Consider the following 26,472-nt stretch of genomic DNA (forward strand, 5'->3'; position numbering starts at 1 on the left):
TTGGCCCTTTTTGGGGGGCGTTGGGGGGGGGGGGGGGGGGTTTCCCCCCCGCCGTGCCCCGGCGGGGGGGGGGGGGGCGCCCCCCCGCCCGCACCCGCGCGACGCCCGCTAGCCCTCGGCCCGTTCCACGACGGCCGCCCACTCGTCCAGGAGGCGGTGCGCGGTGTCGGGGTCGGGACCTTCGGCCCAAAGATGGGTCACGGCCTCGGCGGTGTCGGGCAGGACCAGCGCCCAACCGCCGTCGGCCTCCAGGACCCGCACACCGTCGGTGGTGTCGAGCTCCCGGTCCCCGGCGGCCTCGACGACGGCGCGCATGACGCTGCCCTTGACCGCCCAGGGGGTGGGCACCGAGCGTCGGTACAGGTGCGCCCGGGGGATGGCGCGGTCGATCTGGCCCACGGAGCGGCGGGTGCGCGCCACCAGCCCGAGCAGGCGGACGAAGGCGGCGATGCCGTCGCTGGTCGGGCTGAACTCGGGAATGACGAACCCGCCCCGGCCGTCCCCGGCGAAGACGATCTCCTCCTCCCCCGACCGGACGGCCTTGGTCAGCTCGTCGGTGGCCGTGGCCGTCCACCGCACCGCGACCCCGTGCGCGCTGGCCACCCGCTCGGCCACCCGGGTGGTGGTGACCGGCAGCGCCACCGTCCCGCCGCCGCGCTCGGCGGCGACCAGGTCCAGGACGACCAGCAGCGCCCGGTCGCCGTCGACCAGCTCGCCGTTCTCGTCCACGATGGCCAGCCGCTCGCCCACCGGGTCGAACCGGACGCCGAAGTCGGCCCCGGAGCTGGCCACGAGTTCGCCCAGCCGCTCCAGGTCGCGCATCCGCTTGGCCGGGGTGTCGGTGGGCGAGGCCTCGTCCAGGCGGTTGTTCACCGTCAGGACGTCCACGCCGATCCGCCCCAGGAGCGACGGCAGGAGGAGCGATCCGGTACCGCCCGCGCAGTCGACCACGACCTTGAGCTCGGCCTCGGCCACCCCGCTGGTGTCCACCGCGCGCAGCAGGTCGTGCGAGTAGTTCTCCACCCCGCGCGACGGGAAGGTCAGCTCGCCGATCTCCCCGGGGAAGGCACGGCGGTACTCGGCGCGGGAGAAGACCCGGTCCAGCTTGCGCTGGGCCCCGGGCGACAGGTCGGCGCCCTCCCCGTCGAGGAAGAGGATGTCCACCGACTCCGGGTCCCCCGGACTCGTGCGCAGGTGGATGCCGCCGCTCACCCCGCTCTGCGAGGTGTGGAACCGCGCCACCGGCAGCGGCACGACCTCCAGGTCGCGCACGTCGATCGCGGCGGCGGTCAGCGCGCTGATCACCGCCCTCTTGAGGGTGCGCGCCGCCCGCGAGACGTCGCGGGAGGTGGTGACGATCGCGCCCTTCTTGAGCGTGGTGGCGTAGGCGTTGGCCAGCCGCACCGCCAGTTCGGGGGTGATCTCGACGTTGATCAGGCCGGAGACGCCGCGCGGACCGAACAGCGAGCGCTGCCCGCGCGACTCCCAGATGACGTTGGTGCTGACCACCGCGCCGGCCTCGATGGTCTTGAACGGGTAGACCTTGACGTCGTTGTGCACGTAGGCCTCGGACTCGATGACGCAGTCCTCGCCCACGACCGCGCCCTCCTCGATCCGGGCCGCGGCCATGACGTCGGTGTTCTTGCCGATCACGGCGCCGCGCAGGTTGGCCCCGCGCCCGATGAACACGTTGTCGTGCAGGACCGTGCGGTGGCAGAACGCGTCGGCGCGCACCACGGCGTTGCTGCCCACCACGGTGTACTCGCGCAGTTCGGCCCCGGACTCGACCTTGGCGTAGTCGCCGATGTACAGCGGGCCCTTGAGCACGGCGCCGGCGTCGACCTGCGCGCCCTCGCCGACCCACACTCCCGGGGACACCTCGAAGCCGTCGATCTCCACGTCGACGCGGCCGGAGAGCACGTCGGCCTGGGCGCTGACGTAGCTCTCGTGCGTGCCGACGTCCTCCCAGTAGCCGTCGGCGACGTACCCGTAGAGGGGTTCGCCCTCCTTGAGCAGTTCGGGGAAGACGTCCCCGGACCAGTCGACGACCTCGCCCGAGGCGACGCGGTCGAGGACCTCCGGCTCCATGATGTAGATGCCGGTGTTGACGGTGTCGGAGAAGACCTGGCCCCACGTGGGCTTCTCCAGGAACCGCTGGATGCGGCCCCGCTCGTCCACGATGATGATGCCGAACTCCAGCGGGTTGGGGACCCGTTTGAGCGCGATGGTGACCTTGGCGCCGCGCTCCCTGTGGAACCGGACCATGTCGGTGAGGTCGATGTCGGTGAGCGCGTCGCCGGAGATGACGATGAACGGTTCGCCGCGCAGGTACTCCTCGGCGTTCTTGACGCTGCCCGCGGTTCCCAGGGGAACCTCCTCGGCGACGTAGTGGAGCTTCATGCCCAGCTCCTCACCGTCCCCGAAGTGGTTGCGGATGAGGGTCGCCAGGAACTGGACGGTCACCACCGTCTCGGTGAAGCCGTGCTTGCGCAGCAGGCGCAGGACGTGCTCCATGATGGGCCTGTTGACCACCGGGAGCAGGGGTTTGGGCTGGTTGGCCGTCATGGGGCGCAGGCGGGTGCCCTCGCCGCCCGCCATCACGACGGCCTTCATCGGGGGTGGGGCCGGGGTGTCGGCGGTCGCGGTGGGCTCGGTGGTCGGGTCGCTCTGGGCGCCGGTGTCGGTCATCGCCGGGACCTCCGTACGACGGCGCCGTCGGGGGTCGCGGGGCGGGGGTGGGAGCGCGCGACGTCGCACGCGGTGGGACATGTTCTCATGGCGGAGATGACACTCCCTCTCGATCCGACAGGATTCGCGGTGAGCCGTTCCGCCGGTTCGTGTTCGGACCGGTTTCCGGGCCGGTCCCGTGGCGCGTCCGTCGCCCTCCGCTCCGGGTTCCTCCGTCAGCGGTCGTGTGGTCGGTCGGATCGGGTCGATCCGTGTGGCGGCCGCTCTGGGTCGCTGTCCTCGGCGTCCGTCCGGCCGCCGGTGTGATCAGCGCGTTCGTCGCGGCGGGTCTGGGCGATCAGGCGCAGCCCCTGTACGGCATAAAGCAGTCCGGCCCACCAATACAGAGCCGTTCCCCAGAGCGCGAACGCCCAACCTATAATCCGCGCCACATCCGAGACGATCGCCGTGTGCCCCGCGATGAACAGCAGGGGGAACGCGTACAGGAGGCACAGCGTGGCTGCCTTGCCCGCGAAGTTGACCGGCAGGGGCCCGTATCCGAAATGGCGCAGCAGCGGCAGCGCGCCGAGGATGAGGACGTCGCGCAGCACCAGGATCGCCATCAGCCACCACGGGATGATGCCGCGGACGACCAGACCGAGCAGGGCGGCGAAGATGTAGAGCCGGTCGGCCATCGGGTCGAGCACCGTGCCCAGACGCGAGGTCTGGTTCCAGGCCCGGGCGATCTTGCCGTCGAGCCAGTCGCTGAGCCCGGCGAAGGCGAGCACCAGCAGGGCCCACCAGTCGGCCTGCGGCCCCAGGACCAGCCACAGGAAGAGGGGCACGCCCACCAGCCGGAGCATGCTCAACAGGTTGGGCACCGTCCAGATCCGGTCACTGACCACCGGTCCGGCCACCTCGCCCCCCGCCTCGCGTCTGCCGTCGTCCCCGGATCGCCCCATAGCGCCAACGATAGCGGGCGGCGGCGCCGTTTCCCGCCACCGCGGCCGCCACCCGGTGTGACCTGCCTTGCGGGTGGCTCACCGGCTCGGGACCGCGCCCAGGAACGGCACGAGTCGGCGCAGCCGGTCCGGTCCGGTGGGCTCGGCGTCCTGCAGGGGCACGCGCACGACGCCCAGGTGCGCGAACCGTTGCTCGGTGCGGGCGAGGGCGTCGGCGCCGTCGGGGCCCGCCGTGCCCTCGGGCGGGATCTGGTTGACGATGACGGGCGCGAGGCGGAACCCGGCCTCGGTGAGCTGGTCGACGGCGCGCCCGGTCTCGGCCAGCACCATGCGCCGGGGCAGGGTCACGAGCGTGACGGCGGCGTCCTCGCGCAGGCGGGCGGCGGCGCGCTCCAGTCGGCGGCGGCGGGCGTGCAGCCGCTCCAACAGGGGGTCGTCGGCCCCGTCGTCCGCACCGCCCACGACGTCGGCCAGGGCCTCGGCCCTGCGGGCGCGTTCGCGCTGGCGGGTCAGGCCCACCACCCACGGGGTGAGCAGGGTGGGCAGGTGCAGCAGACGCAGGAGGTGGCCGGTCGGGGCGCTGTCCACGACCAGGTGGTCCCACCGCTGGCCGACCTCCTCCATGCGGTCGACGAGCAGGTCGGCCAGCGCGGACTCGGCCATGCCGGGGCTGGCCCCCGCCTGGTCCAGGTGGCGGTGGACGGCGGGCATGACCTCTCGGGGAACGGCGCGGCGGGCGTCCTCGGCGACCTGGGCGATGCGGCGGCGCACGGCGGCGTCGGCGTCGGGTTCGGCCGCCCACAGGCCGGGCGCGACCGGCGTCGGGTCGTCGGCCAGGGGGGCCTCCAGGGCGTCGCCCAGGGAGTGGGCGGGGTCGGTGGACACCACCAGGACGCGGCGGCCCGCGTCGGCCAGGGCGAGGGCGTGGGCGGCGGCCAGGGTGGTCTTGCCGACGCCGCCCTTGCCGCCGACGAAGACGATCGGCGCGGCGGGGGGCGGCGGGGTGGGCGCGCCGGTGGACGTGGTCGGGGTGGTCAACAGCAGCCTCCGGGGGCGCCGAAGTCCTCGCGGCCCAGGCGCTGGTGCCACTCGTGCAGGTCGGCGACCATGTACGGGATCAGGTCGAGGGTCTCGTAGGCGACGGGGTTGTCGACTCCCAGGGTCTCCAGCATGAGCAGGGCCCGCAGGGTGTCCTGCTGGGTACGGGCCTCGCGCTGGCGGGCGTGCCCCCACCGCGCCTCGAACACCGCCTGGTGGAACGCCTCGAAGCGGCGCCAGGAGACGACGGCGCGCCGCCAGGCCCGACCCAGGGGGCCGGACCCGGCGGCGGCGGTGACGCGGTCGGGGCTCACGCCGGAGCACCCGTGCGGGGGTCAGGCACCGTCGTCGGCCCCCTCGGCGGCGGCCTCGACCGGCGCGTCCCCGTCCACCTCGGGGGACCGCTCGGCGGCCCCGCCCCGGCGGGCGAGGAAGGCCCGGCGCAGGGCGATCGCGGCCTCGACGGTCATCCACAGGGCCAGGGCGAAGATGGCGAGGTCCAGCGGAGCGAGCACGTACCGCTGGAGGGGGTCGTCGGCGCCCGCGAAGGCGACCAGCTGGATGACGAGCGCCCACGAGGTCATCACGACGAGGAAGACCAGCGGGACGAGGATGGCGATCGGGTTGCGGCCGCGCTTGGTCACCCAGACCGCGATGACCGACAGCGCCAGGCCCGCGGTCAGCTGGTTGGTGGTGCCGAACAGCTGCCACAGGGTGCCCAGGGCGAAGTCGCCGGGCACCAGCGCCAGGGCCAGGGGCAGGGCGACCGCGATCAGCGTGGCCACGGTGATGTTGCGGGCCAGGAAGGTGAACGCCCGGTGGACGCCGCCGCCCTCGCGCGCCCGGTCGGCCACGATGGTGCTGATCTCCTGGATGGTGTAGCGCTGCAGGCGCACGGCGGTGTCCAGCGTGGTGGCGGCGAAGCTGACCACCACGACGCTGGCGAAGACCAGGCCGACGCTCTCGGGCACCCCGAGGTTGCCGGCGAACCCGGCCACGCCCTGCACGAACCGGCCGCCCGCGCCGCCGCTGGCGGCCTCCCAGTCCACGTACAGCTGGCTCCAGGTCAGGTCCTGGTTGGCGGAGAACACCATGATCCCGGCGGTGCAGGCGAGGATCGAGCAGACCGCGAGGGTGCCCTCGCCCAGGGAGCTGAGGTAGCCGACGTACCGGGCGTCGGTCTCCTTGTCGAGCTGCTTGGCCGTGGTCCCGGAGGCGACCAGGCTGTGGAAGCCGGACACCGCGCCGCAGGCGATGGTGATGAACAGGAGCGGGAAGATCGACGGCGAGTCCTCGGGCAGGCCGCTGCGGAAGGCGGGCGCCTCGATCGTGTTCATGCCGACGACCACGCCGAGCATGATGACGGCCAGCGCCAGCAGCATCTGGTGCTGGTTGATGTAGTCGCGGGGCTGGAGCAGCATCCACACGGGCAGACGCGAGGCGAAGAAGGTGTAGGCGAACAGCAACACCATCCACACCACGGACGCGTCGACGCCGAAGGCGTTCGCGATCGGGTCGACGGTGATCGGCGCCATCTGGCCGAGCGGGATGCAGGCGTAGACGATCACCAGCGCGATGACCGACGGGATGAGGGCGGCCGTGCGGCGGCGGTAGACCACCTGGCCGACCCCGATCGCCAGCGGGACGGTGACCAGGACCGGCAGGACCGCCGCGGGGTTGGCGATGAACAGTCCGGCGATGACCACGGCGAACACGGCGTTGACCATGGTCACCAGGAAGAAGATGATCAGCAGGAACATGATGCGGGCGCGGGCGCTGATCACGTCGCTGGCCAGCGTGCCGATGCTGCGGCCCCGGTGCCGCACCGACACCACGATCGATCCGAAGTCGTGCGCGCCGGAGGCGAAGATCGTGCCCAGCACGACCCACAGCAGGGCTGGTCCCCACCCCCAGAACACCGCGATGGCGGGGCCGACGATGGGTGCGGCGCCCGCCACCGAGATGAAGTGGTGAGCGAAGACGATGTGCTTGTTGGTGGGGAGGTAGTCCACCCCGTCCCGGTAGGTGTGGGCGGGGGTCACGAAGGCCGGGTCCAGCTGGTAGACGCGCTTGGCCAGGTAGACGGAGTAGAAGCGGTAGCCGAGCGCGAACAGCGCCAGGGCCCCGAGGAGGACGGCCACGGCAGGCATGGGTGTTCCTTGCAGGTCGGCACCCGCGCTGCGGTCGACCCGCGGGTGCTTTCGGCTGGGGGATGCGGGTACAGTCCCGAGAAATTAGCATGAGACTCACATCACGGAAAAGGTTCGATGTGCACGATGTGGACACGGCGTGGCGCCGCTCCCCCACTGGTGAGATGTGCTGGCTGTCCGACGACGGACCCGTCGGCGTGCCGGTCGTTCCGCTGCTGGGGGACCACCCCTGCGTCGCGCTCCCGCTGGCCTACCTGTCCGTCGTCGACTCCCTCCTCAACCGCGCGGCGTTCTGCCTGACCACGGCCGCCGGACCCGACGAACCGACCCTGGTCGCCGTCGGCCGCATCCGGGTCCGCCTCGACCTGGACGGGTCGGAGTTCGGCGGTGATCTGGTCGAACAGGAGGTGCGCAAGCATCCGCCCACGCGGCTGCGCGCGGGCAGTCTCATGGCGCGCCGGGAGAACTGGTGGTGGATGTCGCGTGCCGTGGTGAGTCTGGTCGACGTCGAGCGCGTCCACCACATCCCCGCGCGCACGCGCCCGAGCGACGCGCTGCTGGTGCGGGAGGTCGACGCGGACGTGAGCGTGGACGTGGTCACCGCCGCGGACTGGTCCCGCGGCGTGGGCGACGAGGTGGAGCTGTGGCTGCGCGACGGCCTCGACCCGGACGGGGTCGGCGAGGCGGCGTTCGTCTTCGGCCACCACGCCAGTCCCGACTACGAACGCTGGGAGCGCTGGAGCCGGAGCGGGACGCTGGACGGGCAGACGCTGAGCGTCACCGGGGCCGACGGCGGACCCGACCCGGACCCTCGGCCGTTCGGGCTGTTCGAGCGGTTGCGCAACCACCGGCAGGTGGAGCGCGCGTGCCGCGCGGGGATCAGCGCCGCCGAGCGGCGCCTCGTCCGCTGAGGGACTCCGAGAGGCGCCTCGGCCGAGGACGGCGCCCGAGCGGACTCCCTCAGGGGTTCCGGTGCGACGGGACGGGCGCCACCGCCCCCGCCTACTCCTCGCCCAGGATGAGGTCGGCCACGCGCAGGCCGGACAGCAGCGCGCCGTGCACGGTGGCGGTGTTCTCGATCTCCGTGGCCTCCCCCGCGAAGAACAGCCGGTCGGCCACCGGGGCCGCGAGCGCCTCGCGGTCACGGTCCCCCGATCCGACGGCCGTGAAGGAGAAGGCGCCACGGGCGAACGGGTCGTCCGTCCAGTGCGTGAGGTGGTGGTCGACCGGGTCCGGGGCCCTGCGGAACATGGAGCGCAGCGAGGCCATCGCGTGCTCGACGACGTCCCCCTCCTCCATCCGCGCCAGGAACTTCGCCGCGTTGCCGCCGTTGCGGCAGACCAGGACGGGTACGCCCCGGATGCGCTGTCCGGCGAACCAGTGGAACCAGGCGCCCTCCTCCGTCCCCAGGTGCACGATGACCTCGGCGTCGCCCCAGAACACCTCGTCGAACAGCAGGAACAGCTGCTCCAGGCGGCCGTTGCCCAGGCGTTCGATCGCGACGCGCTTGTCCTCGGGCAGCTCCGGCGCGAACTCCACCTGTCCGGTCTTGAGCACGCCGAGCGGGAGGGTCACCACGACGCGGTCGGCGGTCAGGGTCTCCTCTCCGTCGGGGGTCTGGACGCGGACCGAGGCGCCGTCGTCGTCGTGGGAGACGCCGAGCACGACGTGGTGCGGGCGCACGTCCAGCCCCTCGGCCAGGTGGTCGGTGAGCTCGCTCATCCCGTCGGGGAAGACGACGTCGTCGCCGCTGAACTCGTGCAGCGCGGCCACGGCGCTGAAGGCGACCTCGGAGGCGTCGGCCCCGTGGTCGGCCTCGATGATCCGGTGGACGATCTCGCTCGCGTCCCGGGCGCGGGCCCGGACCAGGTTGGCGTCGTAGAGGGCCTGCTGGATGCCCTCCTCCATGGACTCGCTGGGGTCGGCGCCGACGTTGGCCCAGTACATGTGCTCGTGGAGGAGGTTGACGTCCTCCATGTTGCGGCGGTGGCGGTCGAAGAGGAGTCTGCGGCCCTTGGGGTCGTAGGCGGTCTCGGTGGAGCGGTTGAACACGGCGGTCCTGGCGCCGACCTCGCGGACGAGCACGGCGAGCGGGTTGTTCTCCTCACCGCGCATCCAGGAGGCGCCCGCGTCGATGGTGAACCCCTCCCAGGTCCGGATCGAGTGGACGCGCCCGCCGGTCCGCTCCCGGGCCTCGACCACGGTGACGCGCTCGCCCGCGTCCGCGAGCCGGTTCGCGGCGGCCAGGCCCGCCATCCCGGCGCCCACCACGATGGTGTGCCCCCGCCCGGGACCGGCCTCACGGCCGCGCGGTGCGACCTCCCGCGCCCCCTGCTCCTCGGCGACCGGTTCCTCGGCGGTCTCCTCACTGACGTCTGCCGGGTCAGCCATCGCGTGTCCTCTCCTGTGCCAACCAACGATCGTGACCCTATGTGCACAAATGGACACTCCTGTGGTCGACACCCCGACGTGGGCCCGCACACACCCGAACCACATCGCGGTTACAAGCGGATATCACGCAGACACTTTCTGTTAGATTCGTGAGTCCCTCGACCACCGATCCCAAGGAACGACCGTGCGTGCGCTCGTGCTCCCCGTGACCCTGGCCCTGTCCGCGACCCTCTTCGCCGCTCCCGCCAGAGCGAGTGAGCTGGGCGACCTCGGGGACCTGGTGGAGCTGTCCGCCGAGCGGGTCACCGTCGCCGAGGCGGTCGCGGCGGCCAAGTGGCACGCGGGCGCCGAGATCGACGATCCGGAGCGCGAGGAGCAGATCCTGGTCGCCGTGGCCCGGCAGGCCCGCCGCGCCAGGCTGGACCCGCGCGTGGCGACCGCGGTGATGCGGGACCAGATCGAGGCCAACAAGTTCGTGCAGCGCGGGCTGATCGCCCAGTGGCGCCTCGACCCGAGCCGGGCCCCGCTCCAGGAGCCCGACCTGTCCGAGCTGCGCCCGCTGCTCGACCGGATCACCGCCGAACTCGTGGAGGAGCTCAAGGCCACCGAGGAGTCGCGGTCCCGGCCGGGCTGCTTCGACACCCTGGCCAGGGACACCCACCGGGTCGCCGCGGGGTACGGGTTCGACCCGCTGCACACGACCGGGCTCGTGCGCGCGCTGCCCTCCGTCTGCGACTGACCGGGAGCTTCGCGCCCGGCACAGTGGTCCCGCCGACCACACGACGACGCCCCGGGAACGCGCGTTCCCGGGGCTCGTTCGTCAACGGCTAGGAGCGGTTCGCCGCGCCCTTCAGGGAGGAGACGAAGGTGCTCCACTCCCCCGAGGCGAACGTCAGATGGCCCAGCTCAGGCTGCTTGGAGTCGCGCACGAGCGAACGCGACCCGACGTCCGCCACCTCGACGCACTCCTTGCCAGCGCCGCTGTAGCTGCTCTTTCGCCAGTTCGCGACCTCGACACACTCACCGCTGGCTTTCGAATGACTACTCTTCCGCCAGACCAGAACTCCGAACATGTAGCCACGCACCTTCGCTAAGCCTTGAGGCAGGTGAGAAACACCTTCCACTCGTTCGAGGTGAACGTCAAGTGTCCAAGCTCAGGCTGCTGAGAGTCACGCATCGCCAAACCATCCGCGATGTCCCTGACCTCCACACAGGTAGGTCCGTTCCCACTGTAGGACGACTTCCGCCAGTGTCGTGGCTCGGGATACGACCTGGACATGTGACGGTTCCCCTCCATCGGGTGGAGAGTTCACTCCACCAGTGACTCGATGAACGCTCGTGACTCGGCCGGAGACAAGGCCAGCTCGCACAGCCGGTTGTAGGCCAACCTGTAGTAGAAGACCTGAGCCTCCTCCTCGACGTAGAGACTACTGGTCATGGCTTCCACATGAACCACATCGTCATCATCCTCCCCTGGGAACCCAAGGATGGTGAATTCACCCGCAGTTGACGGATGCGCCCCGGATGACGCCGACAGCACCTGCAGGTTGATGTTGCTCCGCCCCATCAGCACAAGAAGGTGCAGGAGCTGTTCCCGCATCGTCATCGAGGTACCGATCTGCCGTCGCAGCACCGCTTCGTCCAGAACCACATCCAAGGTTCGACTCTCGTCTGAGAGGAACCGCTCCTGCCGTTCCATACGCACCTTGATCCGTCGCTTCACCTCTCCCGGCGGGGAGAACAACAGGGCGGCCTGGATGATCTCCCGTGCGTACTCCTCTGTCTGAAGGATCCCCGTCACAACCTGGGGAGTGAAGATCGCGACCGAGGACGCTTCGTTCTCCAGTTCGATGTAGTTCGCATAGTCGCGCGGAATCGCGTCGGCGTAGTCATCCCACCAACCCTTGACCTTGGCGCCTCTACGCAGGTCGACGTAGCGGCCGTGCCGCTCCTCAGGAATCCCGTACAGGTCCAGCAATCGCCTCAGTTCCTTCGGCTGAACTGAGGTTCGCCCGGTCTCGATACGGCTCACCTTGGACTGCGACCAACCGAGGCGTTCAGCGACCTGCTCTCCAGACATTCCGGACTTTTCACGAAGACGACGCAGTTCCGATGAAAGCTTGCGACCTCGCACAGTTCTCCTGCGTTGCTGCATCACACGTCTCCCGAATTTCCGAGTCGGATTCCCTCAAAGCACTGGCAAGCAGCCACCCCATGCAGTACACATGGAGTCAGTGACTTATGCACGGACTTGATGCAAGCGTACTTGCATGAACCTTGCCGCGCATGGGTTTCACCAACAGAACGGCCCCGCCGTGCGGTCGCAACGCACGGCGGGGCCTGAGCCCTCGAACCTGATAGGGACAGGTGAGGACCTGTGAACGAGCGTAGCGCTCCCGTACACAAACCCCCGAATCACCCCGAGATGCGGCGCTTCCTGGGCCGCTTCCCCAGCACCCTGACCTCCGTCAAGGAGGCCCGGGACTGGCTGTGGCAGCGGCTGGACCTGGCCCGAGTCCCCAGGGCGGCCCGCCATGACGCCCTGCTCATCCTCAGCGAGATCGCCACGAACGCCCTGCTGCACGCCCCCACCGGTCGGAGCGGCGGGGCGTTCCTCGTCTCCGTCTTCATGTACGCGAACTGCCTGCGCGTCGCCGTCCGCACGACCGACGGACCCGCCCTCCCCCGCCTGGAGGTCGTGCCCGCCGACCCCTACGCCGAGCACGGGCGCGGCCTGTTCCTCGTCAACAGCCTCGCCACGACCTGGGGCGTCGAGCGCACCCGATCCGGCCCCTCGGTGTATTTCATCCTGGAGTGGGACCAGCCCCGGGAGTTGGCGGCCCCGTCGCCGAACCCGATCCACGCGGGGGCCCAGCGATGACGCCCGGATACGCCCTCTACCCGAGCAACGAGGTCGCACGGCTGCGCGCCGACTTCCCCGACCACCTGATCTGCGAACTCCACGACGAGGCCGGACGCCCGCTGTTCGCCGCGACCCTGATCCGCCGCCGCTGTCCCTGTCCGCCCGACCTGGTCACCGCCACCTCGGCGACCGCCCTGCGGCGCGCGCTCGAATAGCCAGAACACCGGGGGCGCCGCGCGCAGGGGACGCGGCGCCCCACCGTCCAAGGCATGACGATGAACCGTGAATGTGCCGAGACCACCTCCCGATACCCGGTCAGGCGAGCGGAGTCGTTGGTTGAGGGCTCTGGCCGCTGATGACGCGCCGGATGGTCTCCCGAACCTCGGGCTTCCCACCGTGGGGGCTGAGGCGGTGGGCAAGGTCGTGCAGATAGCCGACCGCGCGGCGGCTGCGCACCCGGGAGAGCACGTCGACGCTCTCGTTCGCTGCGGGGAGCGCGGCGTCCAGGTCCCCCTGCTGGACGTGGGCGGTGGCCAGGACCGCCAGGCGCAGTCCGTAGGAGCGGGCGAAGCGGTCGGTGGGCATGCTCGCCCGCGTGTTCCACTCCAGCGCCAGGTGGGGCTGGCCCAGGTCCCGGTGGATCTCGACCGCGTCAGCGGCCAGTCGGGCGTGGGTGTAGAAGTCGATCCACCCGGGATCATCCCCCGACCGGTTCCCCGCCACCGACAGCAGGTTCTCCGAAGCGGCCAGCGCGCGACCGGCCGCTCGGGGACGTTGCGTGCGAGCGTGGACGCGGGCCTCGATGAGGTGGAAGAACGCCCGCACCCGAGGCGAAGCGGTGGTGCGGGTGGCGGACAGGGCGGCCTCGACCATGTCCAGGGCTTCGTCGTGGAAGCCGCGCAGGGATGCCTGCAGCCCCATGCAGACCAGGACGTAGCCGCCGAGGTCAACGCCCCCGGCTGCGCGGGCCATACGCAGGGCCTGGACGTAGTGGCGTTGGGCCAGGGCGTGCTCGCCGTTGTCGAAGGCGGTCCACCCGGCCAGACGGCCGAGCGCGGCGGTGGCGGCGAACAGGTCCCGGCCGACCTGGTCGGTGTAGGTGCCGCGCAGCATGGGCGCGGCCACATCCCGTAGGCACGCCCCCACCACCGACACACCGGGACTGCCGCCGCCCCACCGGGAGTCGGCGTGGCGGGCCTGCTCGCCGATCTCCACCAGTTCGGCGATGTCGGCTCGCCCGATCCTGCGCCCGCCGCCTTTGTGCGCTGCTGCCTCGTCGGCGGGTTGGGACATCCACCGCAGGGTGGGCGGTCCGAAGGCGGTGGCGGTAAAGGCGGTGGACAAGAACGTGCGGCGGTCCATGCTGCTCCAGAACGCGGTGGCCGCACCGATCGCGGCGGGCAGGGGACGGGGAAACTCCAACCCCACATGCTGCCCGATCCGCACCGCGTTGCCCAGACCGATCTCGGCCAGTGACACCGGCCGCCCCAGCCGCTCCGACAACGCCCGCGCCAGCAGCTCCGGTGCGGGAGGTCGGGGCACCATGCCGCGCGTCACCCAGTTGGCCACCGACGTGTGGGTGTAGGAGGTCGCGTGACCAGACGCGGCGGCCAGTTCGTTGATCCGGTGAGCCAACGCCTTGCGGCTTGCCCCGGACAGCTCGATTAGGTCCCGCAGCGCGGTGTTGGGGGAGTGTCCCATGTGACTGCCTCCACATCGGGTCGTGCACCGAACGTAGTCGCTGCGCTGGGCACTGTGAACCCGCTGCGTGATCCATGCGCCCCCTCGTGCGCCCTCCTCAGGGGTTGTCCGCGCTGCTTGGCTGAAAGCCCTGACCTTCGCTCACCTTCCACGCGAAGCCCCTATTCGCTCCCGGAAGGCCCCTGCAACCGGAGGACTTATGTGCGGAATCGCCGGCCTGGCCGGATCCGACGCAGGTCTGCACACAACCACGGTCGCCTCCATGGGCTCCGCCCAGCACCACCGCGGCCCCGACGGCACCACCCACCTCACGACCCGCGACCAGCACGCGGTCATGTCGATGAACATCCTCAGGATCGTCAACCCCGAGGCGCCCAACGGCCCCTACACCGACCCCGACACCGGCCTGCTGCTCGCCCTCAACGGCGAGATCTACAACTACCGCGAGTGCGCCCGCCGCTGGGACATCCCCTTGGCCGAGAACGAGACTGACGCCCACCTCGTGCTCCGCGCCTGGGCGCGACTCGGCACCGGTTGCCTGGTCCACTTGGACGGCATGTTCGCCCTGGCCGTCTACGACCCGCGGCAGAGTCGTCTCTTCCTCGTCCGCGATCGCCTGGGCGAGAAACCGCTCTACTGGCGACTGGACGGCGGACGGCTCGCCTTCGCCTCCGAGGTCACCAGCCTCACCGGCTACGGCCCCGCGCCCGTGGTGTTCCGCCCCGAGATGACGGCCCTGGAGACCCCCACCGGCGTGGACACCCCCTACCAGGGCATCCAACTCCTGGCTCCCGCGACGGTTCTGGAGTTCCACGCCCTGACCGGTTCGATCGAGCAACATCGCTGGTGGAACCTGCCCTCTGGCGACCCCATCGACCTGCCCTACCGCGACTCCACCGCCCTGACCACACGGTTGCTGACCGAGCAGGTGCCGATGCGCCGCCCCGACGGCGACTACGCCCTCCTGCTCTCCGGTGGCCTGGACTCCTCGCTGCTCGCCTACCTGATGCGTCCACCTGTGTGCGTCACCGTCCGCTACCCGGGCCAGAACCGGTTCGACGAATCCCGTATCGCGCGCCGCGTGGCCTCCGACATCGGTGCGGACCTCATCGTCGTCGAACCCCAACCCGACGACTTCCAGCGCCACCTGCCCGACATCGTCCGTGCCCTGGACTACCCGGTCGGCAACGCCAGCACCTTCCCCGAGTACATGGCCTACCGGAGCATCGCCGACCACGGACTCCGTGTGGTCATCGGCGGGCTGGGCCCCGATGAGTTCCTCCTCGGCTACGCCCGCCACGCCCTCGCCCTGTTCGGCCCCACCACCGTCATGGACGCCGGAATGCACGCCTACCGACCGCTCGCCGCCAAACTCATCTCCTCAGCGGACGCGCCTCTGGACGCGGTCGAGACCGTCACCCGCCTCATCCTCCGGGGCCCCGACCCCGACCACCGTGTGCGCTCCATCGTGCGAGGAGGCCTCAAGGCCGCCCACGCAGACCTGGGTCGGGCGCTGACCCTGATCGACCTGGCCACCAGTTGGCGGCCCCTGGTCGCCACCAGCGACAAGCTCGCCTCCTCCCTGGCCCTGGAGCGCCGCTCGCCCTACCTCGCCCGCCCTCTGGTCGAGTTCTTCCACCGCCTGCCCACCGAACACAAGATCGCCCGCCCCGTCCAGGGCAAGCGCATCCTCCGCGACGCCGCCCGAGAACTCGGCGTCCCCCAACAGATCTGGGCCAGCACCGACAAGATCGGCTTCGCCTCACCCCTGCCCGACTGGCTGACCGGCCCCCTCGCCCCCTGGACCGACCAGACCATCACCACGGCCCTTGACCAGGCCCCCGAAGACGTCGCCGCGCTCCTCCATTCCGGACTGGTACGCCGGGGCGGGTTCAACCGCACCCGCGTCCACGCCCTCATGACCGCGCACTGGCTCACCTCCACCTCACTCCCTCAGGTCGCATGACCACCGACACACCCCACCCCACAGGCCCCCTGGGACGGAGGTTGTCTACCGTGGGCGGATGGACACCGAGCAGCCCCGCGGAGCCGTCGCCCTCATCACCAACACACGCGGCGAGTTCCTCCTCCACCTGCGCGACGACATCCCCGACATCGCCTGGCCCGGCCACTGGTCCGTGCTCGGCGGAGGCTGCGACCCCGACGAGAGCCCCCGCGCGGCGATCGTGCGCGAACTGGCCGAGGAAGCGGGCCTCACCGTCGAAGGCCTCACCGAACTGTTCGAGGTCCCCGACACCCACGGCTCGGGCCAGTTGGTCACCGTGTTCGCCGCCACCTGGGACGGCGACGCCCACACCCTGCCCCTGGCCGAAGGGATCAAGCTCGACTGGGTCGCCCCCGCGCACCTGGACACACTGACCATCCCCCCGTTCATCCGCGACACCATCGACCGGTACACCGCCACCTGGGACTGACCCTCGGTCCTTGCCCGTGGCGGGACCGCCATCGGGAAGGAAACCGAATGCACATCAGCGTGATCGGCTGCGGCTATCTCGGAGCCACCCTCGCCGCCTGTCTGGCCGACCTCGGCCACCAGGTCATCGGAGTGGACACCGATCCCGACCTGGTCGCCGCCCTCAACCAGGCCACAGCACCCTTCCACGAGCCAGGACTCGACGAGTTGCTGGCCACCAATCACACGGACGGGCGGTTGCGCTTCACCACCTCCCACGCCCACGCCGCAGACGTCGCCGACCTGCACTTTCTCTGTGTCGGCACCCCTGCCCATCCCGACTCCGACGCCGCAGACCTGAGCTACCTGCACAGCGCGGTCGACAGCCTCGCACCCCACCTCACACGTGCCTGCACAGTGATCGGCCGCTCCACCGTCCCTGTCGGCACCGCAGCCGCCACCGCCGCCCGGCTGGCCCGCCTCGCCCCCGCCGGAGACGACGTCGAACTGGGTTGGAGCCCCGAGTTCCTCCGCGAGGGGCACGGAGTCTCCGACACCCTCCACCCCGACCGGATCGTGCTGGGCACCGACTCACCCCGCGTGGAGAAGGCCCTGCGCCAGGTGTGGCGGACCCAACTCACCGCAGGCACACCGTTCCTGGTCACCGACCTGGCCACCGCCGAACTGGTCAAGGTCGCCGCCAACGCCTTCCTGGCCGCCAAGGTCTCCTTCATCAACGCGATGGCGCAGATGTGCGAGAACGCCGGAGGCGACGTCTTCCAGCTCGCCCACGCCCTGTCGTTCGACGCACGTATCGGCGGTCAGGGACTGCGGCCCGGCCCCGGGTACGGGGGCGGCTGCCTCCCCAAGGACGTGGGCGCCTTCGCCGCTACCGCCCGAGAGACAGGAGCCGACCTGGTCGTCGGTCTGCTGGAGCGGGTCCAACACGTGAACGCGCGCCGCCGGACCGAGGTCGTCGACGCCGCCGAGCGCATGTGCGACGTGGCGGCAGGGGCACGGATCGCGGTGTGGGGTGCGGCGTTCAAGGCCGGAACCGACGACATCCGCGACAGCCCCGCGCTGGACATCGCTGAACGGCTGCGTGTGCGTGGGGCACGGGTGACGGTGTTCGACCCGCAGGCGCTGGACCGGGCCCGCAAAACCTACCCCGACCTGGGGTACGCCGACAGTGCCGAGGACACCGTCACCGACGCCGATCTGCTGGTGCACCTGACTGACTGGCCGGAGTTCACGCGGATCGACCCACGGACGATCGGGCACCGAGCGTGTTCCCCACGCCTGTTGGACGCACGCGGAGGCCTGGACCGGCAGCGATGGAAGAACGCCGGATGGCAGGTGCGCACCATCGGTATCGGAGAGTCCGAGGCGTAGATCAGGTCTCTGATCGCGAGGGCCCAGCCGAACGAACTGTCCCAAGAGGAGGACGAGTTGAGCGATCTACGCGCCGTGATGACCGCTTCGTACCGCACCCTCGCCCCGGACTCCGCGCGCTTCCTCCGGCTGCTGGGCCTGCACCCCGGAGCGGAGTTCTCAAGCGCCTCCGCCGCCGCGCTCACCGACACGACGCCCACCGAGGCACGCCGTCTGCTCGACCGACTCACACGCGCGAACCTGGTGGAACGGATGCGCCAGGACCGCTACCGACTGCACGACCTGGTGCGCCTCTTCGCCGTCGAGCGTGTGCGTGAGGAGGAACCGGACACCGCCGACCCGGCCGTCCGCCGCGTCGCGCGCTGGTACCTGCGGGCCGCGGCCAGGGCACAGCTGGCGGAGCACCCGCACTTCCCCACCGTGGAAGGCGAACCCGAGGACGCGCCGCTCCCCGAGTTCGCGACGGTGGGGGAGGCGCTGGCGTGGTTCGAACAGGAGCGCGCCAACCTCCTCGCGGCCCAACGCGCGGCTTTCGAACGAGGCGATGACGACACGGCCTGGCAACTGTCGGCCTCCGTCTATCCGCTGTTCGAGGTGCACCGGCTCTGGCACGAGTGGCGGGACATGCACCGGCTCGGCATCAGAGCCGCCGAGCGGGCGGACGACACCTTCGGGCTGGCCCGCAACCACCTGGGTCTGGGGGACGCCGAATGGTTGCTGGGCGACCTCGACGCAGCGGTCGAGGCGTACGAATCCGCACTCGAAGCCAATGCCGTCGCGGGGAATCCCTGGGTGGAGGGGTTCGCCGAACGACAGCTCGGCGTGGTGGCCTGGCAGCGCGGGGAGCGCGACGGATCGGCCACAGTTCACCTCAGACGCGCGCTGGAAGTGTTCCGGGAGGCGGGAGAACGTCGTGGCGAGGCGATGGCTCTGCTCAGTCTGGCCGACGTCGCCGCCGACCCGAACAACCTGGAGGAGGCACGCACCGACTGCGAGGCCGCCATCGGAGTGTTCACCGGCATCGGCGCGGTCTGGAGCGTGGCCTGGGCCCGGTGCACGCTCGGACGCGTCCTCACGGAACTGGGCCGGGCGGAGGAGGCGGTCCAGACGTACCGTGCCGCCATGACGGTGTTCGGGGAACACGGGGACGAGGACAGCCTCGCCGTCGCCCGGACCGGCCTGGCCGAGGCGTTCGCCAGGCTCGGCGATCCGGTTCAGGCCGGTGCGGCGCTGAGAGCCGCCCTGGATCACTTCCGCGACCACGGCGACCACCGATCCGCCGACGTCGAGGCACGTCTGCGCGCGATCGCCGCTGGCTCCTAGAGCGTGTTCGTCGTTGTGATCCACGCCGAGCGATCCTCAAGCGGTTGTGGGCCGCCGACGTCACCGAACAACCCACCCTCGGGGGCAAGGCCTACCTCGCCGTCGGCCTGGACGTGTACTGGCGCACCGACCTCGGAGTGTGACGTACATCTCAAAGCCTGGCTGTGCGTCGGCTCCCGTGCTAACCAGTGGCCCATGGCATGGAAAACGAAGGACGGGGTCAAGGTGGATATCGGATCCACGGTGTGGTCCCAGAACGGGGACGGACCTTTCATCATCAATCCGCACCCTCTCGGCCGGGGCTTTCTGCTGTTGGTGGGGGACACGGAGGAGCGGACGCACAAGCCAGAGGACATCACGCGCTACTACCACGCCCACAGGCCGAACTGAGTCCCGTTCCGGTACTCGGTGCCGTGCCGGACACGGATTTCTGGGCTGCCGGTGCGGCTCAGCACCGTTGCCGACGATCCGTCAGTGCGCCCATGGGCGCCCAGCGTGTTGCCGTGAACACGGGAAGTATCACTGCGAGCATCACCGAGCGAGCGTGAACAGTCCCACGGCACCTGCCGAACGGCGGCGCGTAGAAGGGCTCCGGCGAGTTGACAGAGCAGCGGAACACCGCGAAGGGCGCGGAGAAGGTCGGCCTCCTCAGTCTCATGGCCCTGGTCATCGGGTCCATGATCGGCGCAGGGGTGTTCTCCCTCCCCCAGCGCTTCGCCCAGGAGACCGGGGTCCTCGGCGCGCTCATCGCGTGGGTGGTCGCGGGAGCGGGCATGCTCACGCTCGCCCTGGTCTTCCAGAGCCTGGCGCTGCGCAGGCCCGACCTCGACGCCGGTGTGTACGCCTACGCGAAGGTCGGGTTCGGCGAGTTCGTGGGCTTCTTCTCCGCGGCCGGGTACTGGGCGAGCGCGTGTGTCGGCAACGTGACCTACTGGGTCCTCATCATGTCGACCCTCGGCGTCGTCTTCCCCGGGCTCCTCGCGGGAGGCGGGTTCGTGGCCGCCCTGGCGTCGACGATCGGCCTGTGGTTCTTCTACTACCTCATCAAGCGGGGCATCAGGGAGGCCACCGCGATCAACCGGGTCGTGACGATCGCCAAGGTCATCCCGATCCTCGTCTTCGTGCTGCTGGCGGCCTTCCTGCTCGACCCGGAGGTGTTCGCCCGGAACCTCACCGGCGCCGACCAGACCGGATCGCTGTTCGAGCAGGTGCGCGGGACCATGCTCATCACGGTGTTCGTCTTCCTCGGCGTCGAGGGCGCGAGCGTCTACTCGCGGCACGCCCAACGCAGGAGCGACGTCGGGCGCGCCACGGTCCTGGGGTTCCTCAGCGTCTTCGCCGTCTTCGCCTCGGTGACGATCGTGTCCTACGGGATCCTGCCGATGAGCGAGCTCGCCGAGCTGCCCCAGCCGTCGATGGCCGGGGTCCTGGCCGCCGCCGTCGGCCCGTGGGGCGGCGCGCTGGTCGGCGTCGGGCTGCTGATCTCGGTCCTGGGCGCCTACCTGGCGTGGACGCTCATGGCCGCGGAAGTGCTGTTCGTCGCGGCCAAGGACCGGGACATGCCGCGCTTCCTGGCCGAGTCCAACGACAAGGACGTGCCGGTCAACGCGCTGCTGCTCACCACGCTGCTCTCCCAGGTCGTCCTGGTCATCACGCTCTTCTCCGCGAACGCGTTCGACTTCGCGCTCAACCTGACCGCCGCGCTCTCGCTGATCCCCTACCTCCTGGCGGCCGCCTACGCCGTCAAGCTCGCCGTGACGAAGGAGACCTACGCCGACGACCGTCCCGCCACGCGGCGCCGCGAACTCGCGATCGCCCTGGTGGCCACGGTCTACACCGTCTTCCTGGTCTACGCGGCGGGGCTGGGACTGGTGCTGCTCGGCTGCGTCTTCTACGTCCCCGCGACGATCCTGTTCGCGCGGACCCGGCGCGAACGGGGTGAACGGGTGTTCTCCGCCCGCGAGTTCACCCTGTTCACCGTGGTGGTGGTCGGAGCGGTGATCGGCCTGGTCGGCCTCGGCGCCGGATGGATCACCCTGTAGAAAGGCAAGCGCATGGCAGTCGAATCCACCGCACCCGCGCACGGTGTCCACTCCGAGGTCGGACGGTTGCGCAAGGTCCTCGTGTGCTCCCCGGGGCTCGCCCACGAGCGCCTGACCCCCACCAACGCCGACGACCTGCTGTTCGACGACGTGATGTGGGTCGAGGCCGCGCAGCGCGACCACCTCGACTTCGTGAACAAGCTGACCAACCGGGGTGTGGAGGTCGTCGAGCTGCACGACCTCCTGGCACAGACCATGGCCGTTCCCGGGGCCCGGACCTGGCTCCTGGACCGCACGATCGTCCCCAACCAGGTCGGGCTGGGCCTGGTCGAGGGCACGCGCGCCTACCTCGACTCCCTCTCCGACCGGGAGCTGGTCCGCCACCTCCTCGGCGGCCTGGCGGTCTCCGACCTTCCCCCCGACTTCCGGACGGACGACGCGTCGATCGCCCAGCGGTGCCACGGCGACCGCGAATACCTGCTTCCACCACTCCCCAACACGCTCTACACCCGCGACACCACCTGCTGGATCTACGGTGGAGTGACGCTCAACCCGCTGTACTGGCCCGCCCGGCACGACGAGACCCTGCTCATGAAGGCGGCCTACCGGTTCCACCCGGAGTTGGCGGACTCGACCGTGTGGTGGGGAGATCCCGAGCGGGACTGGGGGCGGGCCACCCTGGAGGGAGGCGACGTCATGCCCGTGGGCAACGACGCCCTCCTCGTCGGGATGAGCGAACGCAGCTCCCGCCAGGCGATCACCCAGCTCGCCAGGGCCCTGTTCGACGCCCGGGCGGCCGAACGCGTCGTCGTGGCCGCCATGCCCCGTCTGCGCGCGGCGATGCACCTCGACACCGTGTTCACCTTCGCCGACCGCGACCTGGTCACCGTGCACCCGGCGATCGTCGACGGGATCCGCGCCTTCTCCCTCCGGCCGTCCGACCGGGCTCCGGGCGTGGAGGTCACCGACGAGGGGGACGCCCGCTTCGTCGACGTGGTCGCCGACGCCATGGGCCTGCCCCGTCTGCGTGTCGTGGAGACCGCCGGCGACGTCTACGCCTCCGAACGCCAGCAGTGGGACAGCGGCAACAACGCCGTCGCCGTGGAGCCGGGCGTGGTGTTCACCTACGACCGCAACACGCTGACCAACGCCGCGCTGCGCAAGGCGGGGGTGGAGGTCGTCACCATCGTCGGCGCCGAGCTCGGCCGCGGGCGCGGCGGCGGGCACTGCATGACCTGTCCGATCGCCCGCGACCCGCTGGACTGAGCCCGCCCGGACGCGCGGCCCCGATCGCGGCGCCGGATCCGGACCGGGGCGCCCGCGCGGCCCGCCCGAGGCCGCGATCGGCCGTCCGCATTCCTGTGACGTCGGCCCCTTCCGCTACGGTGCCGCCATGGCGAATTTCGTGCTGGTGGCGGGAGCGTGGCTCGGATCCTGGGCGTGGGACGAGGTGGTGCCGGAGCTGCGCGCGACCGGTCACGGCGCCCACCCCCTGACCCTGTCCGGCCTCGCGGAGAAGCGGGACGTCCCCGCCGGGCAGCGGACCCACGTCCAGGACATCGTCGACGAGGTCGCGCGGCTCGACCTGCGCGACGTCGTTCTGGTCGGGCACAGCTACTCGGGCATCCCGGTCGGTCAGGCCGCCGCGCGGATCGGCGACCGGCTGGCCCGCGTGGTCCTGGTCGACGCCGACGTCCCGGCCGACGGGGAGTCGTTCGTCTCCACCTGGTGGGAGGGGCCGGAGCGGCTGGAGGCCGCGATCGCCGAGGGCGGCGGCTTCTGGGCGCCGCTGACGGCGGCCGACTTCGACGGCCAGGACCTCACCGATGAGCAGGTCGCACGGATCGTGGACGGCTCGACGCCGCACCCGGGCGCCTCCCTGGCCGAACCGGCGGTGCTGGACCGGCCGCTCGGTGAGATCCCGGCGACGTACGTCAAGTGCCTGCTGGACGGCGACGAGCCGACCGGTGACGTGGCCGCCCTGCTGACCAGCGTTCACTGGACCCTGGTCACGATGGACACCGGACACTGGCCGATGTTCTCCCGGCCCCGCGAGCTGGCGCGGATCCTCGTCGAGGCGGCCGAGGGGTAGGCCCGGACACGCACACGTCCGAGCCGTGGCCCCCGGCCCCCGGCCCCACACGGATCAGGAGAAGCCGCGATCGGTCATGGCGACCGCGTGCAGCACTCCCGTCTCCTCCTCGGGCGTGTACTGCGCCGGGATCAGCGCCTGCGGGGCGATCGGGCGCACGGCCGTCTTCGGGAAGGCGTCGTCGCGCGACAGGTCGGTGATCAGCTGGTCGATCAGCTTCTTGGTCACGTGCGGCATGGTGAACAGGTGCACGTAGGTCTTCACCTGCTGTCCTCCGGCCGGGACGGTGACCGTGGCCAGGGAGTACTTCCGGATGATGCTCTCGACGGGCGCGCGGAACCGGACGCTGAGCGAGTGACCGGTCAACTCGCTCTCCAGCGGGTCCCAGCCCCGCTTCTCCAGTCTCGGCTCCACCTTCTTCCTCAGCCGCTTCAGGGTGTACTCGGCCATGTCGTGGCAGCCCTCGGCCATCTCCGTCTGCTGCTCGTGGGAGTGCTTGGCGAAGAAGTTCCACAGCACCGCCGCGGAGAACCCGTTGCGCGAACCGGCGAAGGTGGTGTCGGGAGAGCCGACGTACTCGGCCATGGGCGGCGGCTGGAGCTGGAGTCTGCGCCGGGTCATGAACACCCCGCACGGCCACGGACAGCCGGGGTACTTGTGCCCGCTGGCCACGATCGAACTCACCCCCGGCCTGGACAGCCGGAAGTCGAACTCCGGGACCTCGATCCCCGCCTTGGCCAGGAACGGGACGTAGTTGGCGCCCAGTGCGCCGTCGACGTGGATCCAGAACCCGTCGCGCGTGATCTCCTCCTCCTTCCCGCCGCGCCGGACCCTGAACCGGCGGTCGTACAGACCCCGTTCCTCGAACACCTCGCCGAGCTTGCGGACGGCCGCCTCGACGTCGTCGTAGGCCCCCTTGAACGTGGTGCCCAGGTTGAGCACGACCACCACGGGATGGCCCTTCCGCGCGAAGTAGTCCACCGCGGCCGTGAGCTTGTCGAGGTCGATGTCGCCGTCAGGGTGGGACGGGACCTCGGTGGGCCAGGCCTCCGTGCCCATGACCGCCTTGGCGTCCTGCCGGTAGTCCCGGGCCGGGTCGTTGCCCATCTCGCCGAACGTCGGGATCCCGAGCGTGTGCGCGCTCTTGGCGACCGAGTAGTGGGAGTCCTGGGAGAAGAAGATCACCGGCGCGGTGGCGTTCGGGTTGTCCCCGACCGGTTCCGCCTGCGCCATGGCCATCCGCGGGATCTGGCTGTCCGGCTCCATGCGCTCCATCAGCAGGTACTTGCCGGACACGAAGTCGCGGGCGTTGAGCAGACCGTAGATGTTGCCCTCCGACGAGCCCATGCTCAGCACGTAGCCCCACGCGCTCTCCGGGTCCTTCTCGTCGTGGGGCCTGATCCCCCACAGGTCCGCGTAGTAGGCGAGCACCGCGCGCTCCATGTGCTTGGTGTGGGTGCGCAGGTTGCCGTCCTTGAACGGGTCGCCGATGTTGTTGGTGTGCACGCCGAGCATCTTCACCAGGTCGGAGCCGACATCGCTGAGATCCTGGTTGATCTGGTAGCCGAGGAAGTTGCTGTGGTAGAAGTCCAGGTACTTCTGGAACTCGCCCAGGATTCTGGCCCGTTCCTTGCCGAGCCCGCCGGGTTTGAGTCTGAACCGGGACTGGTCCAACTCGGGCAGCGCCTGCTGCCGTCGGCCTCTGGCGGTGATGCTCGGCGGTGCCGTGGCGGTCGTGCGCGCCATCTGCGCGGAGGAACCGCGCGTGCCGCTGTCCATGTCGCCTCCAAGACTGTGGGAACGAGAAGCGTGACCGGCGGAGAGAACCGCCCGTCACGTTCATTGCCTCGGAGGGGTGTGGCCGCACCCACCACCGTCCAATACCATGTGTAACTTATTGCAAACCCAATGTGACCATCCTGGGCGTCGTCGGTCCTCCGGAGGGCGACGTCAACCCTCGACGTGGGCCGCCAGGTTGGCCAGCGACGACGCGAACCCCGCCTCGTGCTCCTCCTGGGAGATCCCCTCCGGCACGCCGACCGCCTCGACGGTCACCAGCGTCCCCTCCGGGTGGTCGGTCAGGCGCCACGTCATCGTCATCGTCCCGGCGAACGCGGGATCCGGTGAGTCGAACACCGCCCGCTGCACGACCCTCTCCTCCGGCACCAGCTCGACGAACTCGACCTCGACGACGTCGCCCGACTCCGACGACTTGCCCCGCCCGGCCCCGGGATCGAGGTAGGTCAGCTCCATCCGGAAACCGCCCCCGGGCCACGGTTCGAAGCGCTCGATCCGCCCGGTCATCCCCCGCGGCGGCAGCCACGCCTGGAGGGCCTCCGGCTCGGTCATCGCGGCGTAGACCGCCTCGGTGGACGCCCGAACCGCCCTGCTCGCCCGATCGACGCGTCGCTCCGCCCCACCCACCACCGCCACCTCCCGCGCACGGACCTTCCGTTCCCGCCCACGCTAGCGAAGTCCGGCGCGCGGGCGCGCGACCCCTGTTCCCCGCACGCCGTCGACACGCGGATCAGCGCGTTGACGTGCGCCCGCTCGGATGACGGCCCACCCTGGACGCGAGAGCCGGAGAACCCGGACCGACCTGGAGGGCGCACGCCATGAAGACACCGCCGATCGTCTCACCGCAGGAGTGGGAGGAGGCGCGCCAGCGGCTGCTGGTGGAGGAGAAGAAGCTGACCCGCGCCCGTGACGCGCTGGCCGCCCAGCGTCGGCGGATGCCGTGGACGGCGGTCGAGAAGACGTACGAGTTCGAGGGCCCCGAGGGCAGGGTGAGCCTGCTCGACCTGTTCGGGGGCCGTCGTCAGCTGATCCTCTACCGGGCCTTCTTCGAGCCCGAGGTGTTCGGTTGGCCGGACCACGCCTGCCGCGGCTGCTCCATGATGGCCGACCACCTCGCCCACCTGGCGCATCTGAACGCCCGCGACACCACGCTCGTGTACGCCTCGCGCGCACCGCAAGCCGAGATCGAGCGCCTGAAGGCACGGATGGGCTGGACGATGCCCTGGTACACGATCACCGACGACTTCGACCGCGACTTCGGCGTGGACGAATGGCACGGCACGAACGCGTTCCTCCGCGACGGCGACCGCGTGTTCCGCACCTATTTCATCAATAACCGCGGCGACGAGGCGTTGGGCAGCACCTGGAGCCTTCTCGACATGACCGCCCTCGGTCGGCAGGAGACCTGGGAGGACTCGCCCGAGGGCTATCCGCAGACCGTGCCCTACGAGTGGTGGAACTGGCACGACAACTACGACGAACGCGAGACGGCACAGGGGTGGTTGGACGCCAACCGCCGAGGCATGGAGGCCCAGGATGCCGAGCAGCGGGGCGACTGACCGCCCCGTCCGGCTGACCTGGTGCTCGCCGACGGCGGCGTAGAGCGCGTCGACGTCCGCGTAGCGCAGGTCCCGGGCCAGG

General features: G+C 70.6%; 24 protein-coding genes. 12 read left to right on the top strand and 12 right to left on the bottom strand.

What is annotated here, in order from left to right:
• Positions 1 to 108: 108 nt before the first annotated feature.
• From AB0I72_RS27070 to AB0I72_RS27090, 5 genes are all read right to left on the bottom strand, one after another.
• Positions 109 to 2,613: a mannose-1-phosphate guanyltransferase gene (locus AB0I72_RS27070; protein ID WP_358573635.1), complete on the bottom strand. Its 2,505-nt coding sequence runs from the start codon at positions 2,611 to 2,613 to the stop codon at positions 109 to 111.
• A 290-nt stretch (positions 2,614 to 2,903) separates the two neighbouring features.
• Positions 2,904 to 3,584: a CDP-alcohol phosphatidyltransferase family protein gene (locus AB0I72_RS27075; RefSeq protein WP_358573637.1), complete on the bottom strand. Its 681-nt coding sequence runs from the start codon at positions 3,582 to 3,584 to the stop codon at positions 2,904 to 2,906.
• Positions 3,585 to 3,707: 123 nt separating this feature from the next.
• Positions 3,708 to 4,667: an ArsA family ATPase gene (locus tag AB0I72_RS27080; protein WP_358573591.1), complete on the bottom strand. Its 960-nt coding sequence runs from the start codon at positions 4,665 to 4,667 to the stop codon at positions 3,708 to 3,710.
• Positions 4,664 to 4,981: a cory-CC-star protein gene (locus tag AB0I72_RS27085; protein ID WP_358573593.1), complete on the bottom strand. Its 318-nt coding sequence runs from the start codon at positions 4,979 to 4,981 to the stop codon at positions 4,664 to 4,666. Before AB0I72_RS27085 ends, AB0I72_RS27080 begins: the two co-directional genes overlap by 4 nt.
• Before the next feature lie 21 nt (positions 4,982 to 5,002).
• Positions 5,003 to 6,817: a carbon starvation protein A gene (locus AB0I72_RS27090; RefSeq protein ID WP_358573595.1), complete on the bottom strand. Its 1,815-nt coding sequence runs from the start codon at positions 6,815 to 6,817 to the stop codon at positions 5,003 to 5,005.
• A gap of 164 nt (positions 6,818 to 6,981) precedes the next feature.
• On the opposite strand from AB0I72_RS27090, the gene AB0I72_RS27095 reads away from it, so the two are divergent.
• Positions 6,982 to 7,728 carry a hypothetical protein gene (locus AB0I72_RS27095; RefSeq protein ID WP_358573639.1) on the top strand — a complete coding sequence of 249 codons (747 nt, stop codon included), beginning with the start codon at positions 6,982 to 6,984 and terminating at the stop codon, positions 7,726 to 7,728.
• A gap of 91 nt (positions 7,729 to 7,819) precedes the next feature.
• Here the strand turns inward: AB0I72_RS27095 and AB0I72_RS27100 are convergent, their stop codons facing one another.
• A complete protein-coding gene (locus AB0I72_RS27100) occupies positions 7,820 to 9,208 on the bottom strand; it encodes an NAD(P)/FAD-dependent oxidoreductase (RefSeq protein ID WP_358573597.1) in 1,389 nt (462 codons plus the stop codon).
• Between the two features lie 184 nt (positions 9,209 to 9,392).
• Between AB0I72_RS27100 and AB0I72_RS27105 the strand changes: the two genes are divergently transcribed.
• Entirely contained in the window at positions 9,393 to 9,947 is a 555-nt protein-coding gene (locus AB0I72_RS27105) for a chorismate mutase (RefSeq protein ID WP_358573599.1), read from the top strand.
• 88 nt (positions 9,948 to 10,035) lie between these two features.
• Here the strand turns inward: AB0I72_RS27105 and AB0I72_RS27110 are convergent, their stop codons facing one another.
• From AB0I72_RS27110 to AB0I72_RS27120, 3 genes are read right to left on the bottom strand one after another with little or no spacing between them, the layout of a single operon-like run.
• Positions 10,036 to 10,281: a DUF397 domain-containing protein gene (locus tag AB0I72_RS27110; RefSeq protein ID WP_358573602.1), complete on the bottom strand. Its 246-nt coding sequence runs from the start codon at positions 10,279 to 10,281 to the stop codon at positions 10,036 to 10,038.
• A gap of 17 nt (positions 10,282 to 10,298) precedes the next feature.
• Positions 10,299 to 10,505, bottom strand: a complete 207-nt coding sequence (locus AB0I72_RS27115) for a DUF397 domain-containing protein (protein WP_358573604.1) — start codon at positions 10,503 to 10,505, stop codon at positions 10,299 to 10,301.
• A 12-nt stretch (positions 10,506 to 10,517) separates the two neighbouring features.
• A complete protein-coding gene (locus AB0I72_RS27120; RefSeq protein WP_358573606.1) occupies positions 10,518 to 11,363 on the bottom strand; it encodes a helix-turn-helix transcriptional regulator in 846 nt (281 codons plus the stop codon).
• Between the two features lie 270 nt (positions 11,364 to 11,633).
• Between AB0I72_RS27120 and AB0I72_RS27125 the strand changes: the two genes are divergently transcribed.
• Positions 11,634 to 12,089, top strand: a complete 456-nt coding sequence (locus AB0I72_RS27125; protein WP_358573608.1) for an ATP-binding protein — start codon at positions 11,634 to 11,636, stop codon at positions 12,087 to 12,089.
• Positions 12,086 to 12,286 (top strand): hypothetical protein, encoded by a 201-nt coding sequence (locus AB0I72_RS27130; protein ID WP_358573611.1) that lies wholly within the window; start codon positions 12,086 to 12,088, stop codon positions 12,284 to 12,286. The genes AB0I72_RS27125 and AB0I72_RS27130 overlap by 4 nt, the downstream gene beginning before the upstream one ends.
• A gap of 100 nt (positions 12,287 to 12,386) precedes the next feature.
• On the opposite strand, the gene AB0I72_RS27135 is transcribed toward AB0I72_RS27130, so the two are convergent.
• A complete protein-coding gene (locus AB0I72_RS27135; protein WP_358573613.1) occupies positions 12,387 to 13,772 on the bottom strand; it encodes a sporulation protein in 1,386 nt (461 codons plus the stop codon).
• Positions 13,773 to 14,034: 262 nt separating this feature from the next.
• Between AB0I72_RS27135 and AB0I72_RS27140 the strand changes: the two genes are divergently transcribed.
• The 7 genes from AB0I72_RS27140 (at position 14,035) to AB0I72_RS27170 (ending at position 23,034) form a co-directional block, all read left to right on the top strand.
• Complete coding sequence (locus AB0I72_RS27140; protein WP_358573615.1) at positions 14,035 to 15,738, top strand: asparagine synthetase B; 1,704 nt, start codon at positions 14,035 to 14,037, stop codon at positions 15,736 to 15,738.
• Between the two features lie 58 nt (positions 15,739 to 15,796).
• Entirely contained in the window at positions 15,797 to 16,207 is a 411-nt protein-coding gene (locus AB0I72_RS27145) for an NUDIX domain-containing protein (RefSeq protein WP_358573617.1), read from the top strand.
• A gap of 47 nt (positions 16,208 to 16,254) precedes the next feature.
• A complete protein-coding gene (locus tag AB0I72_RS27150) occupies positions 16,255 to 17,577 on the top strand; it encodes a UDP-glucose/GDP-mannose dehydrogenase family protein (protein WP_358573619.1) in 1,323 nt (440 codons plus the stop codon).
• Positions 17,578 to 17,634: 57 nt separating this feature from the next.
• A complete protein-coding gene (locus tag AB0I72_RS27155; protein WP_358573621.1) occupies positions 17,635 to 18,900 on the top strand; it encodes a tetratricopeptide repeat protein in 1,266 nt (421 codons plus the stop codon).
• 599 nt (positions 18,901 to 19,499) lie between these two features.
• Entirely contained in the window at positions 19,500 to 20,942 is a 1,443-nt protein-coding gene (locus AB0I72_RS27160; RefSeq protein WP_358573623.1) for a basic amino acid/polyamine antiporter, read from the top strand.
• A 12-nt stretch (positions 20,943 to 20,954) separates the two neighbouring features.
• Positions 20,955 to 22,208: an arginine deiminase gene (locus AB0I72_RS27165; RefSeq protein ID WP_358573625.1), complete on the top strand. Its 1,254-nt coding sequence runs from the start codon at positions 20,955 to 20,957 to the stop codon at positions 22,206 to 22,208.
• A 127-nt stretch (positions 22,209 to 22,335) separates the two neighbouring features.
• Positions 22,336 to 23,034, top strand: a complete 699-nt coding sequence (locus tag AB0I72_RS27170) for an alpha/beta hydrolase (protein WP_358573627.1) — start codon at positions 22,336 to 22,338, stop codon at positions 23,032 to 23,034.
• 54 nt (positions 23,035 to 23,088) lie between these two features.
• Here AB0I72_RS27170 and AB0I72_RS27175 read toward each other — a convergent pair whose 3' ends face one another.
• On the bottom strand, positions 23,089 to 24,813 hold the full coding sequence (locus AB0I72_RS27175) for a pyridoxal-dependent decarboxylase (RefSeq protein ID WP_358573629.1): 1,725 nt from the start codon (positions 24,811 to 24,813) through the stop codon (positions 23,089 to 23,091).
• Positions 24,814 to 24,984: 171 nt separating this feature from the next.
• Entirely contained in the window at positions 24,985 to 25,458 is a 474-nt protein-coding gene (locus AB0I72_RS27180) for an SRPBCC domain-containing protein (RefSeq protein ID WP_358573631.1), read from the bottom strand.
• A gap of 191 nt (positions 25,459 to 25,649) precedes the next feature.
• Between AB0I72_RS27180 and AB0I72_RS27185 the strand changes: the two genes are divergently transcribed.
• Complete coding sequence (locus tag AB0I72_RS27185; RefSeq protein ID WP_358573633.1) at positions 25,650 to 26,390, top strand: DUF899 domain-containing protein; 741 nt, start codon at positions 25,650 to 25,652, stop codon at positions 26,388 to 26,390.
• Positions 26,391 to 26,472 lie beyond the last annotated feature (82 nt).

The sequence above is a fragment of the Nocardiopsis sp. NPDC049922 genome (assembly GCF_040660275.1).
Taxonomy (GTDB): domain Bacteria; phylum Actinomycetota; class Actinomycetes; order Streptosporangiales; family Streptosporangiaceae; genus Nocardiopsis.

Coding starts and splice junctions, on each gene's coding strand:
- AB0I72_RS27165 (WP_358573625.1), top strand. CDS start 20,955: ATGGCAGTCGAATCCACCGCACCCGCGCACGGTGTCCACTCCGAGGTC.
- AB0I72_RS27100 (WP_358573597.1), bottom strand. CDS start 9,208: ATGGCTGACCCGGCAGACGTCAGTGAGGAGACCGCCGAGGAACCGGTC.
- AB0I72_RS27115 (WP_358573604.1), bottom strand. CDS start 10,505: ATGGAGGGGAACCGTCACATGTCCAGGTCGTATCCCGAGCCACGACAC.
- AB0I72_RS27150 (WP_358573619.1), top strand. CDS start 16,255: ATGCACATCAGCGTGATCGGCTGCGGCTATCTCGGAGCCACCCTCGCC.
- AB0I72_RS27130 (WP_358573611.1), top strand. CDS start 12,086: ATGACGCCCGGATACGCCCTCTACCCGAGCAACGAGGTCGCACGGCTG.
- AB0I72_RS27095 (WP_358573639.1), top strand. CDS start 6,982: ATGTGCTGGCTGTCCGACGACGGACCCGTCGGCGTGCCGGTCGTTCCG.
- AB0I72_RS27120 (WP_358573606.1), bottom strand. CDS start 11,363: ATGCAGCAACGCAGGAGAACTGTGCGAGGTCGCAAGCTTTCATCGGAA.
- AB0I72_RS27070 (WP_358573635.1), bottom strand. CDS start 2,613: ATGAAGGCCGTCGTGATGGCGGGCGGCGAGGGCACCCGCCTGCGCCCC.
- AB0I72_RS27185 (WP_358573633.1), top strand. CDS start 25,650: ATGAAGACACCGCCGATCGTCTCACCGCAGGAGTGGGAGGAGGCGCGC.
- AB0I72_RS27110 (WP_358573602.1), bottom strand. CDS start 10,281: ATGTTCGGAGTTCTGGTCTGGCGGAAGAGTAGTCATTCGAAAGCCAGC.
- AB0I72_RS27175 (WP_358573629.1), bottom strand. CDS start 24,813: ATGGACAGCGGCACGCGCGGTTCCTCCGCGCAGATGGCGCGCACGACC.
- AB0I72_RS27145 (WP_358573617.1), top strand. CDS start 15,797: ATGGACACCGAGCAGCCCCGCGGAGCCGTCGCCCTCATCACCAACACA.
- AB0I72_RS27090 (WP_358573595.1), bottom strand. CDS start 6,817: ATGCCTGCCGTGGCCGTCCTCCTCGGGGCCCTGGCGCTGTTCGCGCTC.
- AB0I72_RS27135 (WP_358573613.1), bottom strand. CDS start 13,772: ATGGGACACTCCCCCAACACCGCGCTGCGGGACCTAATCGAGCTGTCC.
- AB0I72_RS27170 (WP_358573627.1), top strand. CDS start 22,336: ATGGCGAATTTCGTGCTGGTGGCGGGAGCGTGGCTCGGATCCTGGGCG.
- AB0I72_RS27140 (WP_358573615.1), top strand. CDS start 14,035: ATGGGCTCCGCCCAGCACCACCGCGGCCCCGACGGCACCACCCACCTC.
- AB0I72_RS27125 (WP_358573608.1), top strand. CDS start 11,634: ATGCGGCGCTTCCTGGGCCGCTTCCCCAGCACCCTGACCTCCGTCAAG.